This window comes from Thiorhodovibrio frisius (assembly GCF_033954835.1).
In the GTDB taxonomy this organism is placed as follows: domain Bacteria; phylum Pseudomonadota; class Gammaproteobacteria; order Chromatiales; family Chromatiaceae; genus Thiorhodovibrio; species Thiorhodovibrio frisius.
Genome location: NZ_CP121471.1, coordinates 714,311 through 729,473, shown reverse-complemented (window position 1 = coordinate 729,473; position 15,163 = coordinate 714,311). Strand labels below are relative to the sequence as shown.

Below are 15,163 nucleotides of genomic sequence, written 5' to 3'. Positions count from 1 at the left end.
TTCCCCGGTCGGTGCATTAAACAAGAACCATCAGCGCAGGAAAGGCGACCAGGCGGGCTCGCGCACCTCGCCTGCGTCCTGAGTCAGACGCTGCCCCGAACCGCCAGCGATGGGCGTCACGGCTAGGACCCCACGGCCATTGTTTTGTGAGGCGTAAATTACCATGCTCCCATTGGGCGCGAAACTGGGGGACTCGTCCAGGGGTCCGCTGCTCAGCAGGCGACGTGCACCGCCGCCGATTTGGTCGAAGGCGATGCGGAAGCGCCCGGCGGTGCGGGTGACCAGGGCCAACGCGCGACCATTGGGGGCGACCTCGGCGGCGGCATTGTAGTCGCCCTCGAAGCTGATCCGCTCAGCCGCGCCGCCGCTGGCGGAGACCCGATAGACCTGCGGTTGGCCACCACGGTCACTGGTGAAGTAGATGGTGCCACCGTCGGGCGACCAGGCCGGTTCAGTGTCGATCGCGTAGTGGTCGGTCAGGCGCGAGAGCTGGCGACTGCCAAGGTTCATCACATAGACATCCGGGTTGCCGTCTTTCGACAACGTCATGGCCATGCGGCTGCCATCAGGCGAGAAAGCAGGCGAGCCGTTGATGCCCGGGTAACTGGCGATTTTATCCCGTCGACCGGTGGCTAACTCCTGTACATAAATCGAAGACTGGCGATTCTCGAACGACACATAGGCGAGCTTGCGCCCATCTGGCGACCAAGCGGGGGACATGATGGGATCGGGCGAGTCGACGATGGTCTGAGGATTGAAACCATCAGCATCGGCAACGCGCAGGCTGACGCGTTCATCTGAGGTGCCGCGCCCGGTGGAGGTAACATAGGCGATGCGGGTGGAGAAGACACCGGGGTCGCCAGTGAGTTTCTCGTAGATGGCGTCGGCGATGCGGTGGGCACTCAGGCGCAAGCTCTTCTCGCTGCTGCGCAGGCTGCTGCCGAGCAGCTTTTTGCCGCCGTAGACATCCAACAGGCTGTAGTCGATACGATAACCACCGCCCTCGGCCGGGCTGATTTCGCCAATAACCAGGTTATTGGTGGCGAGCAGTTCCCATTCGCGAAAATCGACTTCCTCGGCGCGATGGGGCGTTACCAGCATCTCCCGCGTCGGCATGGGCTTGAAGCGGCCGGTGCGGGCAAGATCAGCGGCGATGACGCTGGCGACATCGACACCGGGCTGGGCACCCTCGACCTGGCCGAAGGGCACCACGGCGATGGGTTGGGCGCCCTCTACGCCGCCGGTGATCTCGATGGTCAGGCGCGCCTGGGCCGGAAGGCTTAGGAGGCAGAGCAGCAGAATTGAGACGATGCGCGGCATAATCGCGGATTCCTAAGGTTTGAAGCGAAAATCGAAGTCTTTAAACACCTTGAAGTCAGCACCATCGGGCACTGGCAACGGTGAGGCGTCCATGATGGCGCGAACCACTGAAGTATCAAAGGCCGGATAGCCGCTGCTTTCGATGACTTTGACGCTGCCGGGCACCACCTCACCGCCCGGATTGAGTTGCAGCCGGACCAGGGTGGAGACTTGGACCTGGAGGCTTTGCGGCCGAATCCAGAATTGTGCCACCCGGGCGCTGATTCTGGGTACCCATTCGTTTGCGAGTTGCTGGGAGTGCGCGGCTGCGGCTGCGGCAGCCTCGCGCCGGGCTTGTTCCTCCGCCTCGCGTAGAGCCTGTTCTTCAGCTTCGCGTCGGGCTTGTTCCTCGGCCTCACGCTGGGCTTGTTCTTCAGCTTCGCGCCGAGCCTGCTCTACGGCTTCGCGCTGGGCTTGTTCTTCGGCCTCGCGTTGAGCTTGTTCTTCGGCTTGGCGTTGCGCAGTTTCTTCTGCCCTGCGCTGCGCTTCAAGCTCGGCTTGGCGCTGGGCTTCCCGCTCTGCTTGCACACGCGCCTCGCGTTCGGCTTCGCGCCGGACCTGTAGCTCGGCTTGGCGCTGGGCTTCGCGTGCCGCCTCTTGCTCTGCCTGGCGTTCGGCCTCAATCGCAGCCCGACGTCGCGCTTCCTGTTCAACCTGGCGCTGGCGTTCGGCCTCAGCCGCCGCCGCAGCCTGACGAGCTTCCTCTACGGCTTGGAGGCGTTCAGCCTCCTGCGCGGCCTGGAAAGCCTGGGGGTCACGCAACTGGGCGACCCGATCCTGCAACTCAGGCGACATACTCAGGCTGGATTCCATCAGGGTTTCCTGTGCGCCTAATTGCTGATCGCCACGCGTCCAGTCGATGTTGCTAAAGATCAGGATCGCCAGCGTCAGATGCAGCAGCAGCGCCCACAAAAAGGCGCGCGGATTGCGTTCCAAAATTTGCCACATGACGGCCCGTCTACCCTATCACAGCCGCTGCATTGTCCGGGATTGCCAGGACCATGAGCCTTAGGGTGTCTCCTCGAGCGGCGGCTGGGTCACCAGTCCCACACTAGGGGCACCGGCGGCCTGAGCGGCGACCATGGCGTCGATAATGCGCCCATAGGACACTGACTCATCCGCACGCAGCATGACTTTCAGCTCCGCGTCGGCACGCAGCGCAGCTTGCAGCCGCTCGAAAAGCTGTTGCTGATCCACCGGTTCCGGGCTGGCGTCGCCAAGATCGAGATAAATATCGCCGACTTGATCGATATGGATGACGACGGGCGGGCGATCCTCAGACGGCTGCGGTTTGGCCTGGGCCTGGGGCAAGTCGAGTTTGACACCCTGGCTGATCAGGGGTGCCGTGACCATGAAGATCACTAGCAGCACCAGCATCACGTCGATGTAAGGCACCACATTGATCTCGGCCATGGGCCGGCGGCGGTTGCGGCGGTCTTTGCGCTTCATCTTGGCCTCGGTGTGGAGTCAGCCAGCCTGGCAGCTATTGCCGGAAATCATTGGTGACCTTGGCGCTGCAGCAGGGTGGAGAATTCCTCCATGAACTCCTCGTAACGATTGTGCAGGCGCTCGACCTGATCGACATAGCGGTTGAAGCCAACCACCGCCGGAATGGCAGCAAAAAGCCCAACGGCGGTGGAGATGAGTGCCTCGGAGATGCCAGGAGCGACCACGGCCAGGGTGGCCTGTTGCAGATTGCCAAGGGCATAGAAGGCATTCATGGTGCCCCAGACAGTGCCAAACAGGCCGATGTAGGGGCCGATGGAACCGATGGTGGCAAGAACAGACAGGTTGGCGTCGAGCCGGTCCATCTCCCGGCTCAGGGCGACCCGCATGGAACGCTCGGCACCGGCGATGACCGCCATGGTGTCGTCTGGATCGGTCTTGCGCAGCCGCACGTATTCCTTGAAGCCGGCGCGGAAAATGGACGCCAGCCCCGAGCTGCTGACCTCGGTCTGACCAAGGTCGCGGTACAGCGCACTCAGATCGCCACCGGACCAAAACCGATGCTCGAAGATTTCAGCCGATTTACGGGCCTGTTTCAGCACCCGCGAACGATCAAAAATGATCGCCCAGGACAGCACCGAGGCCAGCAACAAGATCAGCAGAATCAGTTTCACCGTCAAACCGGCATTGACGAACAGATTAAACAGCGAAAGCTCAGAGCCCATGGGCGGTCTCTCCGGAATGTTGGCCAGAATGATGGCCAGAATGATGGGCGAAAGGTTGGGCGGAAGGCTGAGAAAAAAGCTGGGCAAGCAACGGCGGCGGGATGCGCTTGGGCCGCTGGCGCGCGGCGCTGATAGCGGCAATATTGAAGGTTGCGCTGCAACACAGCTGACCATCTGCCTGGCGACGGATGTCTTGGGCGAAATTGATGCTGGCGCCACCATGGCTCACAATGGCTGCGCTCACCACGAGGGCGTCGTTAAAACGCGCCGGGTGCTGAAAGCGGATCTCGGCGCGACGCGCAACGAACAGCAGGTCTTCTTCTTCCCGCAGCAGGTCCTGCTCATAGCCAAGGGCGCGCAGCCATTCGGTACGCGCCCGCTCGAAAAAACGCAGGTAGTTGGCATGATAGACCAGACCACCGGCGTCGGTGTCTTCGTAATAGACGCGAACCGGCCAGACAAAAGGGCTTGCCCCACCCACTGGCCGGGCAATGTCTTGGTGCGCGCCTTGATTTAGAGCATCCTGCATGGGAGATTGGACTGAGTGAAACAGGCAATATTCAGGCGCATCATCATAGCGGAAAGCGCCCGTCGGCACAGCATGGCGCGAGTAGCTGATCCGCAATGGGTTTCATGCGGCAAGCACCGCTTGCATGGCGGCACAAAGGCGCTCGAGTTGTTCGTCGGAGATAACAAATGGCGGCATCAAATAGACCAGCCGCCCGAAAGGCCGCACCCACACGCCCTGGTCGACAAAACAGCGCTGGATGCTGCGCATGGCGACAGGTTCACGCATCTCCACCACACCGATAGCGCCGAGCACCCGCACCTCGGCAACGCCTGGCAGGTCGCGACAAGGTGCAAGACCCGCGCGCAGCCGGGATTCGATGCGTTGAATATTGGCCTGCCAGTCGCCCTCAAGCAGCAGATCGATACTAGCATTGGCAATGGCAGAGGCGAGCGGGTTCCCCATAAAGGTCGGGCCGTGCATGAAGACGCCCGGATCGCCAGCGGAAATGGTCTCGGCAAGGCTCGCCGTAGTCAGGGTGGCGGCAGAAGTGAGATAACCGCCAGTCAGCGCCTTGCCCAGCGTCATGATATCCGGACTGATACCGGCATGCTCGCAAGCAAACAGCCGTCCAGTGCGACCGAATCCGGTCGCGATTTCGTCGGCAATTAGCAGGACCTGATGCTGATCGCAAAGCGCGCGCACGCGAGCCAGATACTCAGCCGAGTAGAAGCGCATGCCACCGGCGCCTTGGACGATGGGCTCGAGAATGACTGCCGCCAACTCCTGGCCATGGGTTTTGAACAGTTGAGCAAACTCGGCGATGTCCGCATCCGCACAGGGCGCACCAAAGGCCGGGGCAGGCGCCGGCGCGAACAGCTGTTGTGGTAGCGAACCGCTGAACAAGCGATGCATGCCGGTGACCGGATCGCAAACCGACATGGCATGGTAGGTATCGCCATGATAGCCGCGACGCAGCGCCAAAAAGCGCGTCTTGTCGGGCTCGCCGCGCGCCTGCCAGTATTGCATGGCCATTTTGAGCGCGATCTCGACCGCCACTGAGCCGGAGTCGCACAAAAACACCCGGGTCAGGGGTTCGGGAGTCAGGCGCACCAGCCGCTCGACCAGCCCCATGGCCGGAGCATGGGTCAGGCCGCCGAACATCACATGAGCCATGTCATCAAGTTGCGCCTTGGCTGCCGCGTTCAGGCGCGGATGCTTGTAGCCGTGGATCACGCACCACCAAGAGGCCATACCGTCGATCAGCCGGCGGCCATCGGTCAGTTCAAGCACGCAGCCTTGGGCGCGACGCACCAGATAGACCGGATCGGGGTCGAGGGTGGCGCTGTAGGGATGCCAGGCGTGGCGGGCGTCGAGTTCGAGCAGCTGGTCCTCTTCCATTTTGGTCTGTTCCTGTAGCGCGGTCGTTCTATGACGAGAGGGTCTGGGCCTGGCGGATATGGATAGAGCGCGGTCTGGATCAGGTCGGTCTAGCGCGCATGGCAGATTCGGGCGGCAAGCCAAGCGGCATCCGTACTAAACTATGCGCCCGACGCTGAACCCAGTGTGCGGCTGCCCGCGCGCTGCAACCGCGCATGTCGCTAAATTGATGGCTGGAGAGCAACCCATGAAAACCCTGTCGATCAACCCGGACGCGGGCACAATATTGATCGCGACTTTGTCCCCTCAATCCTTTCGTACACTGGCAATGGCACCGGTAATGGCTGTGGCGCTGCTCGGGTTTGGCTCCAGTGCGTTAGCACAGGCACCGGGGGGTAACCCGATTTATCTGCCCACGCCGAACCTTCCGGCAGCACCCGCGCCCGGCATCTACCCGGGCGATGGCATTGAACCCGAGGTGACCATTACCGAAACCGAATCGGAAGTTATTACCGAGTATCGTATCAAGGGCAAGCTCTACATGGTCAAGATCGACCCCCAGGCCGGCGCGTCCTACTATCTGTTTGACACCGATGGCGATGGCCAGCTTGACAATGAGGACAATCGCAGCGGGACGAATCTGTCCGTCCCGCAGTGGTTGCTCTTTAGCTGGTAGCCCGGCCTACCCTGGCACCTGGCACCTGGCACCTGGCACCTGAAACCTGTTGCCTATCTGGATGATTTCCGAGAAATCATGGACCAATCTGTCAATCCTGACTCGGCGAATCCAGTTGCTTGTGCCAGTGGAGCACAGAACACTTGCTCGCGGAAATCAGCTAACGCCCGACCATGACCGATTCCCCCTCATCCCAGACGCGACATAAGCCCTTGCTGCGGCTCGCCCGCGGACTTGAGGCAATGAACCTCTGGCTTGGCCAAAGCGTCGCCTGGCTGGCACTGGCCATGGTGCTGGTGACCTTTCTGGTGGTGCTGCTGCGCTACGCCTTCGATCTGGGCTGGATCGCAATGCAGGAGTCGGTCACCTACATGCATGCCGCCCTGTTTATGCTGGCCACAGCCTATACCCTGGGGCGCGATGGGCATGTGCGGGTCGATATCTTCTACTCCCAGCGCTTCTCGCCGCGTCAGCGCGCCTGGGTGGATCTGCTCGGTACGCTGTTCTTGCTGGTGCCGGTGTGCCTGTTCATTCTGGTCTCGAGCGTCCATTACGTCGCCGCATCCTGGTCGCTGTACGAGGGCTCGCGCGAAGCCGGCGGTCTGCCCGGCGTCTGGCTGCTGAAAACGCTCATTTTGCTCATGCCCGTGCTGCTGCTGATTCAGGCCGCGGTCTGGCTGCTGCGCAACGGGCTCTTCCTGGCCGGTTGCGAGCAGGCGTTGAGCAACGATGGCGAGTCCGCCGGAGGCCCCCATGGCTGAGTTGATGCCGCTGGTGCTTTTTGTGGCGGTCGGCCTGGTGCTGCTGCTCGGCTATCCGGTGGCCCTGTCGCTCGGCGGCACCGCGCTGCTGATGGCGCTGGTCGGTGAATGGTTCGGCCTGTTCGACCACGCCTTTCTGGAGGCGCTGCCCAATCGCATCTACGGCATCATGATCAACGAGACGCTGATCGCAGTGCCGCTGTTCGTCTTCATGGGCGTGATGCTCGAGCGCTCGCGGGTGGCGGAGAAGTTGCTCGAGACCATGGCCATGCTTTTCGGCCCGCTGCGTGGTGGCCTGGGCATCTCAGTCACAGTAGTCGGCATGCTGCTTGCGGCCAGCACCGGCATTGTCGGCGCCACCGTGGTGACCATGGGGCTCTTGTCACTGCCGACCATGCTGAAGCGAAATTATTCCCCCAGCCTAGCCGCCGGCACCATCTGCGCCTCCGGCACCCTGGGGCAGATCATTCCGCCCTCCATCGTGCTGGTGCTGCTCGGCGATGTGCTCTCAAGCGCCTATCAGCAGGCACAGCTCGACATGGGTATCTGGTCGCCGAAGACGGTCTCAGTCGGCGATCTGTTCGTCGGCGCCCTGATTCCGGGCCTGTTGCTGGTCGCGGCCTACATCGCTTATCTGGTGTTAATCGCCGTCATCCGCCCGCACTGGATGCCGGCCATGCCGGCCGCCGAGCGGCTGCACAGCGGCTCGGGGCTGTGGTTGCAAGTCGTGCAGGTGCTGCTCCCGCCCCTGCTGCTGATTGTTGCCGTGCTGGGGTCGATTCTCTACGGCATCGCCACGCCAACCGAGGCCGCCGGCGTTGGCGCCGTGGGCGCCATGCTGCTGGGCGCCCAGCAACGTCAGCTGAACCTCACCACTCTGCGCGAGGTGGTACGGCAAACGGCCATGGTCACCAGCATGGTGTTTCTGATTTTTATCGGCGCGGCTATTTTCTCGCTGGTATTCCGTGGCTTTCATGGCGACGAGCTGGTGACTGACTTCCTGACCAACCTGCCCGGCGGCACCGTCAGCGCGGTCGCGCTGGTGATGGTGGTGATGTTCCTGCTCGGCTTTATTCTGGACTTCATCGAGATCACCTTCGTGGTGGTGCCCATCGTCGGCCCCGTGCTGCTGATGATGGGCCTCGACCCGGTGTGGCTCGGCGTGATGATCGCGGTCAATCTGCAGACCTCCTTCCTGACCCCGCCCTTTGGTTTCTCGCTCTTCTACCTGCGCGGTGTGGCGCCCCCGGAGCTTCGCACCTCACAGATTTACCGGGGTGTCGTGCCTTTCATCGCCATCCAGCTGCTGATGCTGGCGGCGCTGTCGTTTTTCCCGGAACTGGCCACCTGGCTGCCGCACGCGGTTTATCAGGATTAAGTGTCGGAAACATCGCTGATCGTGACTGGCTGGAAGCAAAATTCACAGCCAAAGGGGTGTAAACTGGGCCAATGGCAAAATCCAGCAAAAAGAAATCATCCGGCAGCAACACCATTGCGCTCAATAAAAAGGCCGGGCATGACTACCACATCGAGCAACGCATCGAGGCAGGGCTGTGCCTGCTTGGCTGGGAAGTCAAAAGTCTGCGTGCCGGGCGCGCACAGCTCAAGGAGAGCTACGTCAAGATCCTGCATGCCGAGGCCTTTTTGATCGGCGCCCATGTCTCGCCCCTAAATTCCGCCTCGACCCATGTCACCACCGACCCAACGCGCACCCGCAAGCTGCTGCTCAAGCGCGGGGAACTCGACCGCCTGATCGGCCAGACAGAGCGCGCCGGTTATACCCTGGTGCCCACCGCCATGTACTGGAAGCGCGGCATGGCCAAGCTCGAGATCGGCCTGGCCAAGGGCAAGAAACTGCACGACAAACGCGCGACCGAGAAAGACCGCGACTGGCAGCGCGAGAAGGCGCGGCTGGTGCGCGCGCATGACTAACGTTCATGACTCACCCGCATGAACCACCCGCATGAACCAGCGGTGCGCTAGCGCAACTGGGCGAGCCTCGCCGCCGGCCGCCGCGACATGATCGACTTTCAGCTCGTCCCCACACGACTTGAGCATTTGCTGTGGCAGACGCCATTGGAGCAGCTGCCAGTCGCGCAGCGCTATGCCGTGCTGATCGGGCGCGTCATGTTCGCCCTCGGCCGGGATTTTCACCAGGGCCTGCTATCTCTGCAGGCCATGAGTCTGGTCTACACCACCCTGCTGTCGCTGGTGCCACTGCTGGCAGTCAGCTTCTCGGTGCTCAAGGGCTTTGGCGTGCACAATCAGATCGAGCCCTGGCTGCTGCATGCGCTGGCGCCCCTGGGCGATCAGAGCGGAGAAATCGCACAAAATCTGATCGCCTTCGTCGACAAGACCAACGTCAAGGTGCTGGGTTCCGTCGGGATTGGGGTGCTGCTCTACTCGGTACTGTCGCTGATTCAAAAGATTGAGCAAATCTTCAATGCCACCTGGCGCATCAAACAACTGCGCCCCTTTGGCGAGCGTCTCAGCCATTACCTGAGCGTGCTGCTGATCGGCCCGGTCCTGTTTTTCTCGGCGGTGGGAGCGACGGCTTCCCTGCGCAGCAATACGCTGGTGCAATGGTTGATGGAGCGCGAGGCCATGGGCTTTCTGCTCGGCTCCGTGTGGCCCTGGCTACTGCCCTTCCTGCTGATCAGCCTGGCTTTCACCTTCATCTACGCCTATGTGCCCAACACCCGGGTGCAACTACGCGCGGCCATCATCGGCGCACTGGTGGCCGGGCTGCTGTGGCAGACGGTGGGCTCAATTTTTGCCACCTTTATTACCGGCTCCACCCGTTACGCGGCGATTTATTCCTCACTGGCGATTTTGATCCTGTTCATGATGTGGATCTATATCGCCTGGCTGATTGTGCTGATCGGCGCCAATATCGCCTTTTATGTGCAAAACCCCGCCTACCTGAACACCAAAAAACGCGAACCGCGCCTGAGCAACCGCCTGCGCGAGCGTTTGGCGCTGTTACTGATCGGTCGCATCGCCAGCGACTACGAGCACGGCCGTCTGCCGCCCGATGCCGACACCCTGGCGAAGGCCTGTGGTGTCCCCGGTACCAATATCGCGACCTTGCTCGACATGCTGAAGACCGCCCAGATCATTCGGCGCACGACGGATAGCACCGCAAGCCATCACCTGGCTCTCCCTGAGGGTTTCATCCCCAGCCGCCCGCCAGAGCGCATCAGCATCCAGGCGGTGCTCGATGCCGTGCGCGAATATGAGGAAGAAGGCGCAATCGCACCTCTGACAGGTCCGGTGGCTAACATCGAGACCCGCATCGCGGCCGCCACAAGCGGGGCAACTGAAGGGCTGACGCTAAAGAATCTCATCGACGGTTCCCAAAGCACTAGCCCGGAACACTCAAGCCGGGCCGGACAGGACGACTTGGGCGAAGGGACTTCCGTCACCTCGACTTAGGGCGCACGAAGACACCTTGTTCCCCCTGGCATGCTCGACGAGGCCAGAGAATTCGCCTCTGCGCAGGTTGCCCGACGGGACAATCTTTGTGGCAAGTCACCTCAAACAGGTTTAATAAGCTTGCGCACTGGCGCAAAGCTCAAACGATGCTCGGGGCATGGCCCCAGGCGTTGCAGGGCTTCCAGATGGGCCTTGGTCGGATAGCCTTTGTGGCGTGCAAAGCCGTAGCCCGGATACTCGGCCTCGAGTTCCAGCATCAAGCGGTCACGCGCCACCTTGGCGAGTATGGACGCGGCGCTGATGGCCGGTTCGCTGGCATCGCCGCGCACAATGGCCTCGGCCCGGCAGCGCAGGTCCCGTGGACAGCGGTTGCCGTCGATCAGGGCGTGCTCTGCCGGTGGTTGCAGGGCGTGCAGGGCCTCGCGCATGGCTCTTAAGCTTGCGTTGAGAATGTTTTCCTGATCAATGTCCGCCGCGCTGACCATAGCGATGGCATAGCCGAGCGCGCTGGCGCGAATATCCCGGTCCAGATGCTCGCGCTGAGTCGCGCTGAGTTTTTTCGAGTCGGCCAGGCCGGTCAGTGGCTGATTTGGGTTCAGAATAACCGCCGCGGCCACCACGGGGCCGGCGAGCGGACCGCGCCCGGCTTCATCAACGCCAGCGATGCGCAAGACAGTCGACACAGCCTACGCTCAGGCCGGCCCGGGCGCTTCGATCAGCGCGAGCAACGCATCTGCCGCGCGCGCCGCCGCGTCCTGTCTTAGCTGCTGATGGACCCGCTGGTAGGCGGCCTGAATCTCTTCGCGCAGCGGCGCATCATTGAGCAGTCTAAGCAGCATGGGCGCCATTTCACCGGCGTTGCACCGCCCTTGCAGAAACTCCGGCGCCAACTCTTGGCCCACCAACAGATTGGCCATGGCGGCATAGGGCACCTTGACCAGACGCAGCCCCTTGACCAGCGCCCAGGTCAGCGGATTGACGCGATAGCCGACCAGCATCGGGCGCTTGAGTAGCAGGGTCTCAAGCGTGGCGGTGCCCGATGCCGTCAGCACGATGTCTGCCGCGGCAATGGCCTCGCGCGAGCGCCCGTCAAGTAGCAGCGGCTGCAAGCGGCCTTGCCCGAGCTGCTCCAGCCGGGCTTCAAAAACCGCACGAATGCGCTTTGACACCAGAGGCACCACAAAACGCAGGGCGGGTCGCTCGCGCTGACATTGCAGAGCGGTTTCAATGAAGGGATCGGCGAGGCGCTCGACCTCGCTCAGGCGGCTGCCTGGCAAGAGCGCGACGACAGATTCCGTCACGGACGACCCAGCTGCGGGAAGGCCAATGGCGGCGCGTGCCTGTGCCTGATCGACCTCGAGCGGAATGTCATCGGCCAGCGGATGGCCGATATAGCGCGCCGGCACCTGATGCTGGCGCAAAAAATCCTCCTCGAAGGGGAAGATACTGAGCATCAAATCCACCGCGCGGCGGATCGCCTTGACCCGGCCGGGGCGCCAGGCCCAGACCGTCGGGCACACCAGATGTGCGGTCGGAATTCCCGCCGCGCGCAGATCGCGCTCCAGCCCCAGATTGAAGTCGGGTGCATCGATACCGAGAAACAGATCCGGCTTAAGCGCCAGCAATTTCGCACGCAGTTCACGGCGCAGGGGAAGCAGCCGTGGAAGCTCTTTCAGCACCTCAACGAAGCCCATCACAGAGAGTCGCTCCATCGGCAGCCAGGTTCCGCACCCTTCGGCCAGCATCTTGGGGCCTGCCACGCCGACAAAGCGGGCGTCGGGACGGCGTTCGCGCAGCGCGCGCGCGATCAAGGCGCCGAGCTGGTCACCCGAGGGCTCGTTCGCGACAATGGCGATGGTTAATGGGGCATGGCGGCTCATGTTGCGCGTCAGGTTTTCAGCCGCCTGCAACCAATTGAGATCCTTTCAGCGCAGCAGACTGCGCGCCCGGGCAGCGACGAAATCCGCCATCAGAGCCAGGTCCGGTGCCTCCGCGCCCATGTCGCGCAGGCGCGCGACAGCGTCATCGATCAATAACCCGGACCGATAGAGCAATCGATACCCTTGGCGAATCAGCGCGATCCGCTCGGCGCTGAAATTCCGACGGCGCAGCCCTTCGACATTCACACCACGCGCTCGTGCCGGATGCCCGCTAACGGTAACAAAAGGCGGAATGTCTTTACTCACCACAGAGCCCATGGAGGTAAAGCAGTGGGTACCCAGGCGGCAAAACTGATGCACGATGGTAAAGCCGCCCAGAATCGCCCAGTCGTCGATCTGGATATGACCACCGAGCGAGGCAGCATTGGCCATGATCGCATTGTTGCCGATTCGGCAGTCGTGAGCGACATGGGTATAGGCCATGAGCAGATTGTCATTGCCAATGCGGGTCACGCCCTGATCCTGAGCAGTACCGCGATGCAGGGTGGCGAACTCCCGAATCACATTGCGATCACCAATGACCAGCTCGGAGCGCTCGCCGGCAAATTTCTTGTCCTGCGGCACCTCTCCGACCACCGCGAACTGATAAATCTGATTGTCTTCTCCGATACGCGTCGGCCCTTTGATGACCGCATGCGAGCCAATACGACAGCCGCGGCCAATGCTGACCTCGGCGCCGATCACCGCAAAGGGGCCGACCTCCACCTCCGGATGCAGATCGGCATCGGGGTCGATAACCGCGCTCGGATGAATCAAGGATTAGAAATCCCGCGCCGTGCACATAATTTCGGCTGTCGCGACCAGGTTATCATCGACCCGCGCCACGCCGTCGAATTTCCAGATACCACGGCGCACCTGCTTCAGGGTGACTTCCAGAAACAACTGATCGCCTGGTTCAACCGGCCGCTTGAAGCGCGCCTTGTCGATTCCGACAAAATAATACAAGGACTTTTCGCTCACTTCGTCCGGTCGCGACGCCATGGCCAAAAGCCCGGTGGCTTGTGCCATGGCCTCCACGATCAGCACCCCGGGCATCACCGGGCGCACCGGGAAATGCCCGGTAAAGAAAGGCTCGTTGAAGGTGACATTCTTGAGCGCGAGCAGCCGTTGGTCCGGCTCAAACTCCACCACCCGGTCCACCAACAGAAAGGGATAGCGGTGCGGCAATAAGCTCATCACCTTGTGAATATCCATAATTACCAAAGTAGCCTCCAAGAACCCACTACCGAGTCGTCACCGATCACAAAAATCATTCGTGAGCACCCTGGGACCCAGCGGCGTCAGAGATCTCACTGCCCTCAGGCATCAGTTCGGCAAGACGCGCCTCAAGCCGCTTCAGACGCCGCGCCATTTCATCGAGCTGCCGAAAGCGCGCCACCTGACGTCGCCAATCTGCGGCCGGCATCGCCGGAATACCACTGCTGTAAACCCCGCTCTGGCGAACGGAACGAGTCACCATCGCCATGCCGGAAAAATGCACATTATCGGCAATGCTCAGATGGCCAGCCATACCGACCGCGCCCGCTAGTGTGCAGTTGCGCCCAATGCGAGTGGACCCTGAGATGCCACTACAGGCCGCCATCGCGGTGTTTTCGCCGACCCGCACATTGTGCCCGATCTGCACCAGGCTATCGATCTTGACGCCATCGCCGATGTAGGTATCTTCGATCGCGCCGCGATCCACGGCGGAATTCACGCCGACCTCGACATCATCCCCTAAGACCGCGCGCCCGATCTGACCCATCCGCACCCAGCGCTCTCCGTCCCGGGCGAAACCAAAGCCCTCACGACCGACCACGGCGCCAGGATGCAAAAGCGCGCGCTCGCCGATTACGGAGTTTTCGCACACCACCACACGGGCGACCAGACGACTATCAGCGCCAATGCGCGCCCCAGCCAGCACAATACAGCCGGGGCCAATCTGGACGCGAGGGCCGATCTCGACATCCTGTTCGATCACACACAGAGGACCCAGGGATGCACTCGGATCAATGCGCGCTCCGGCACTGATCACCGCGCTCGGATGGCAGCCTGGCGCCAACCGTGCTGGCGGGTGCAGAACCTCAATGGCGCGCGCAAAGGTCAGATAGGGATTGTCCGATACCAGCGCCTCTGCCGGACACTCCGGCATATCATCAGACTTCAGGATCACCGCAGCAGCGGAGGTCTGCGACAAGCGATCACGCAGCTTTTGATCGCCGAAAAAGGTTAGACAGTCGCTAGTCGCGCGCTCAAGCGTCGCGACCCGAGACACGCAAATGCTGCCATCACCCATCAACTTGGCGCCAATACGCTCCGCCAACTCCGCTAGTGGTATGGTCACTCTGCTGGGAACTCCTCAACGGCGCCAAACCGCCATTAGCGGTCAGCAAACTCCCGTTTGAGGCGCTCGATGATTTCCGCAGACACATCCATGCGTTCGCTAAAATAGACCACGCCATCGGTTAAAATCAGATCAATGTCCTTCTCTCGCGCAATCTGTGCGACGACTTCCTCTACCTGCTTGACCAAGCGCGTGCGCAATTCGTTTTTGCGCAACGCAAAGTCCTCCTGCATTTCCTCTTTCTCATAGCGCAGGCGCCGCGTGCGCGAGCGAATATCGTTCTGCAATCGCTGCAACTCATCCTCACTCATCAATGCGGCGTCGCGCTCGAGACGTTTTTGCAGCCTGTCGATTCCCTCCTGCTGATCGAGCAAGGCACTTTCACGCTCTTTCAATTCCTCTAGGAGCACCTGCCGGGCTGACTCGTACTGCGGCGATTCTTCGACGATCCGATTCGGGTCGACAACGGCAATACGCAGAGTCGCCCCCAGCTCATCTGACGGCTCCGCCCAGAGAGCACCGCTCACAAAAATCGCCAGAAACCCGATCCGGACCAGGGCTCGCATCGCCAGAGGCTGCATAAAACTGGCACTCCCCGATAAAAAGTTAT

The 15,163-nt window shown here is 61.7% G+C and carries 17 protein-coding genes; 5 read left to right on the top strand and 12 right to left on the bottom strand.

Annotated features, from left to right (window positions below):
- Positions 1-30: 30 nt before the first annotated feature.
- From tolB to bioA, 6 genes are all read right to left on the bottom strand, one after another.
- Positions 31-1,320, bottom strand: a complete 1,290-nt coding sequence (gene tolB, locus Thiofri_RS03680) for a Tol-Pal system beta propeller repeat protein TolB (protein WP_009150365.1) — start codon at positions 1,318-1,320, stop codon at positions 31-33.
- A 12-nt stretch (positions 1,321-1,332) separates the two neighbouring features.
- Positions 1,333-2,307 (bottom strand): cell envelope integrity protein TolA, encoded by a 975-nt coding sequence (gene tolA, locus Thiofri_RS03675; protein ID WP_009150364.1) that lies wholly within the window; start codon positions 2,305-2,307, stop codon positions 1,333-1,335.
- Positions 2,308-2,367: 60 nt separating this feature from the next.
- Complete coding sequence (tolR, locus tag Thiofri_RS03670) at positions 2,368-2,808, bottom strand: protein TolR (protein WP_009150363.1); 441 nt, start codon at positions 2,806-2,808, stop codon at positions 2,368-2,370.
- Between the two features lie 47 nt (positions 2,809-2,855).
- Positions 2,856-3,530, bottom strand: a complete 675-nt coding sequence (gene tolQ / locus Thiofri_RS03665; RefSeq protein ID WP_009150362.1) for a protein TolQ — start codon at positions 3,528-3,530, stop codon at positions 2,856-2,858.
- On the bottom strand, positions 3,520-4,059 hold the full coding sequence (gene ybgC / locus Thiofri_RS03660) for a tol-pal system-associated acyl-CoA thioesterase (protein ID WP_009150361.1): 540 nt from the start codon (positions 4,057-4,059) through the stop codon (positions 3,520-3,522). The genes tolQ and ybgC overlap by 11 nt, the downstream gene beginning before the upstream one ends.
- 102 nt (positions 4,060-4,161) lie before the next feature.
- The gene (gene bioA, locus Thiofri_RS03655; RefSeq protein WP_009150360.1) at positions 4,162-5,439 is read right to left on the bottom strand and encodes an adenosylmethionine--8-amino-7-oxononanoate transaminase; all 1,278 of its coding nucleotides are present in this window, start codon (positions 5,437-5,439) and stop codon (positions 4,162-4,164) included.
- Positions 5,440-5,665: 226 nt separating this feature from the next.
- Between bioA and Thiofri_RS03650 the strand changes: the two genes are divergently transcribed.
- The 5 genes from Thiofri_RS03650 to Thiofri_RS03630 all read left to right on the top strand — a co-directional run bounded on the left by Thiofri_RS03650 (position 5,666) and on the right by Thiofri_RS03630 (position 10,290).
- Positions 5,666-6,094 carry a DUF2782 domain-containing protein gene (locus Thiofri_RS03650; protein ID WP_009150359.1) on the top strand — a complete coding sequence of 143 codons (429 nt, stop codon included), beginning with the start codon at positions 5,666-5,668 and terminating at the stop codon, positions 6,092-6,094.
- 173 nt (positions 6,095-6,267) lie between these two features.
- Positions 6,268-6,855, top strand: coding sequence for a TRAP transporter small permease subunit (locus tag Thiofri_RS03645; protein WP_009150358.1), 588 nt, complete (start codon positions 6,268-6,270; stop codon positions 6,853-6,855).
- Entirely contained in the window at positions 6,848-8,233 is a 1,386-nt protein-coding gene (locus Thiofri_RS03640) for a TRAP transporter large permease (RefSeq protein ID WP_009150357.1), read from the top strand. The genes Thiofri_RS03645 and Thiofri_RS03640 overlap by 8 nt, the downstream gene beginning before the upstream one ends.
- A 71-nt stretch (positions 8,234-8,304) precedes the next feature.
- The gene (gene smpB / locus Thiofri_RS03635) at positions 8,305-8,787 is read left to right on the top strand and encodes an SsrA-binding protein SmpB (RefSeq protein WP_009150356.1); all 483 of its coding nucleotides are present in this window, start codon (positions 8,305-8,307) and stop codon (positions 8,785-8,787) included.
- 87 nt (positions 8,788-8,874) lie between these two features.
- Positions 8,875-10,290, top strand: coding sequence for a YihY/virulence factor BrkB family protein (locus Thiofri_RS03630; protein WP_009150355.1), 1,416 nt, complete (start codon positions 8,875-8,877; stop codon positions 10,288-10,290).
- Between the two features lie 101 nt (positions 10,291-10,391).
- Here the strand turns inward: Thiofri_RS03630 and rnhB are convergent, their stop codons facing one another.
- Genes rnhB through Thiofri_RS03600 form a run of 6 tightly spaced genes read right to left on the bottom strand, consistent with a single transcriptional unit; the run spans position 10,392 to position 15,119 of the window.
- Positions 10,392-10,973 carry a ribonuclease HII gene (gene rnhB, locus Thiofri_RS03625; RefSeq protein WP_009150354.1) on the bottom strand — a complete coding sequence of 194 codons (582 nt, stop codon included), beginning with the start codon at positions 10,971-10,973 and terminating at the stop codon, positions 10,392-10,394.
- Between the two features lie 9 nt (positions 10,974-10,982).
- Complete coding sequence (gene lpxB / locus Thiofri_RS03620; protein WP_040857389.1) at positions 10,983-12,170, bottom strand: lipid-A-disaccharide synthase; 1,188 nt, start codon at positions 12,168-12,170, stop codon at positions 10,983-10,985.
- Between the two features lie 45 nt (positions 12,171-12,215).
- Positions 12,216-12,986 (bottom strand): acyl-ACP--UDP-N-acetylglucosamine O-acyltransferase, encoded by a 771-nt coding sequence (gene lpxA / locus Thiofri_RS03615; RefSeq protein WP_009150352.1) that lies wholly within the window; start codon positions 12,984-12,986, stop codon positions 12,216-12,218.
- Positions 12,987-12,989: 3 nt separating this feature from the next.
- Positions 12,990-13,433, bottom strand: a complete 444-nt coding sequence (fabZ, locus tag Thiofri_RS03610; RefSeq protein WP_009150351.1) for a 3-hydroxyacyl-ACP dehydratase FabZ — start codon at positions 13,431-13,433, stop codon at positions 12,990-12,992.
- Positions 13,434-13,479: 46 nt separating this feature from the next.
- The gene (lpxD, locus tag Thiofri_RS03605; RefSeq protein ID WP_009150350.1) at positions 13,480-14,553 is read right to left on the bottom strand and encodes a UDP-3-O-(3-hydroxymyristoyl)glucosamine N-acyltransferase; all 1,074 of its coding nucleotides are present in this window, start codon (positions 14,551-14,553) and stop codon (positions 13,480-13,482) included.
- 35 nt (positions 14,554-14,588) lie between these two features.
- Positions 14,589-15,119 carry an OmpH family outer membrane protein gene (locus Thiofri_RS03600; protein WP_143741984.1) on the bottom strand — a complete coding sequence of 177 codons (531 nt, stop codon included), beginning with the start codon at positions 15,117-15,119 and terminating at the stop codon, positions 14,589-14,591.
- Positions 15,120-15,163 lie beyond the last annotated feature (44 nt).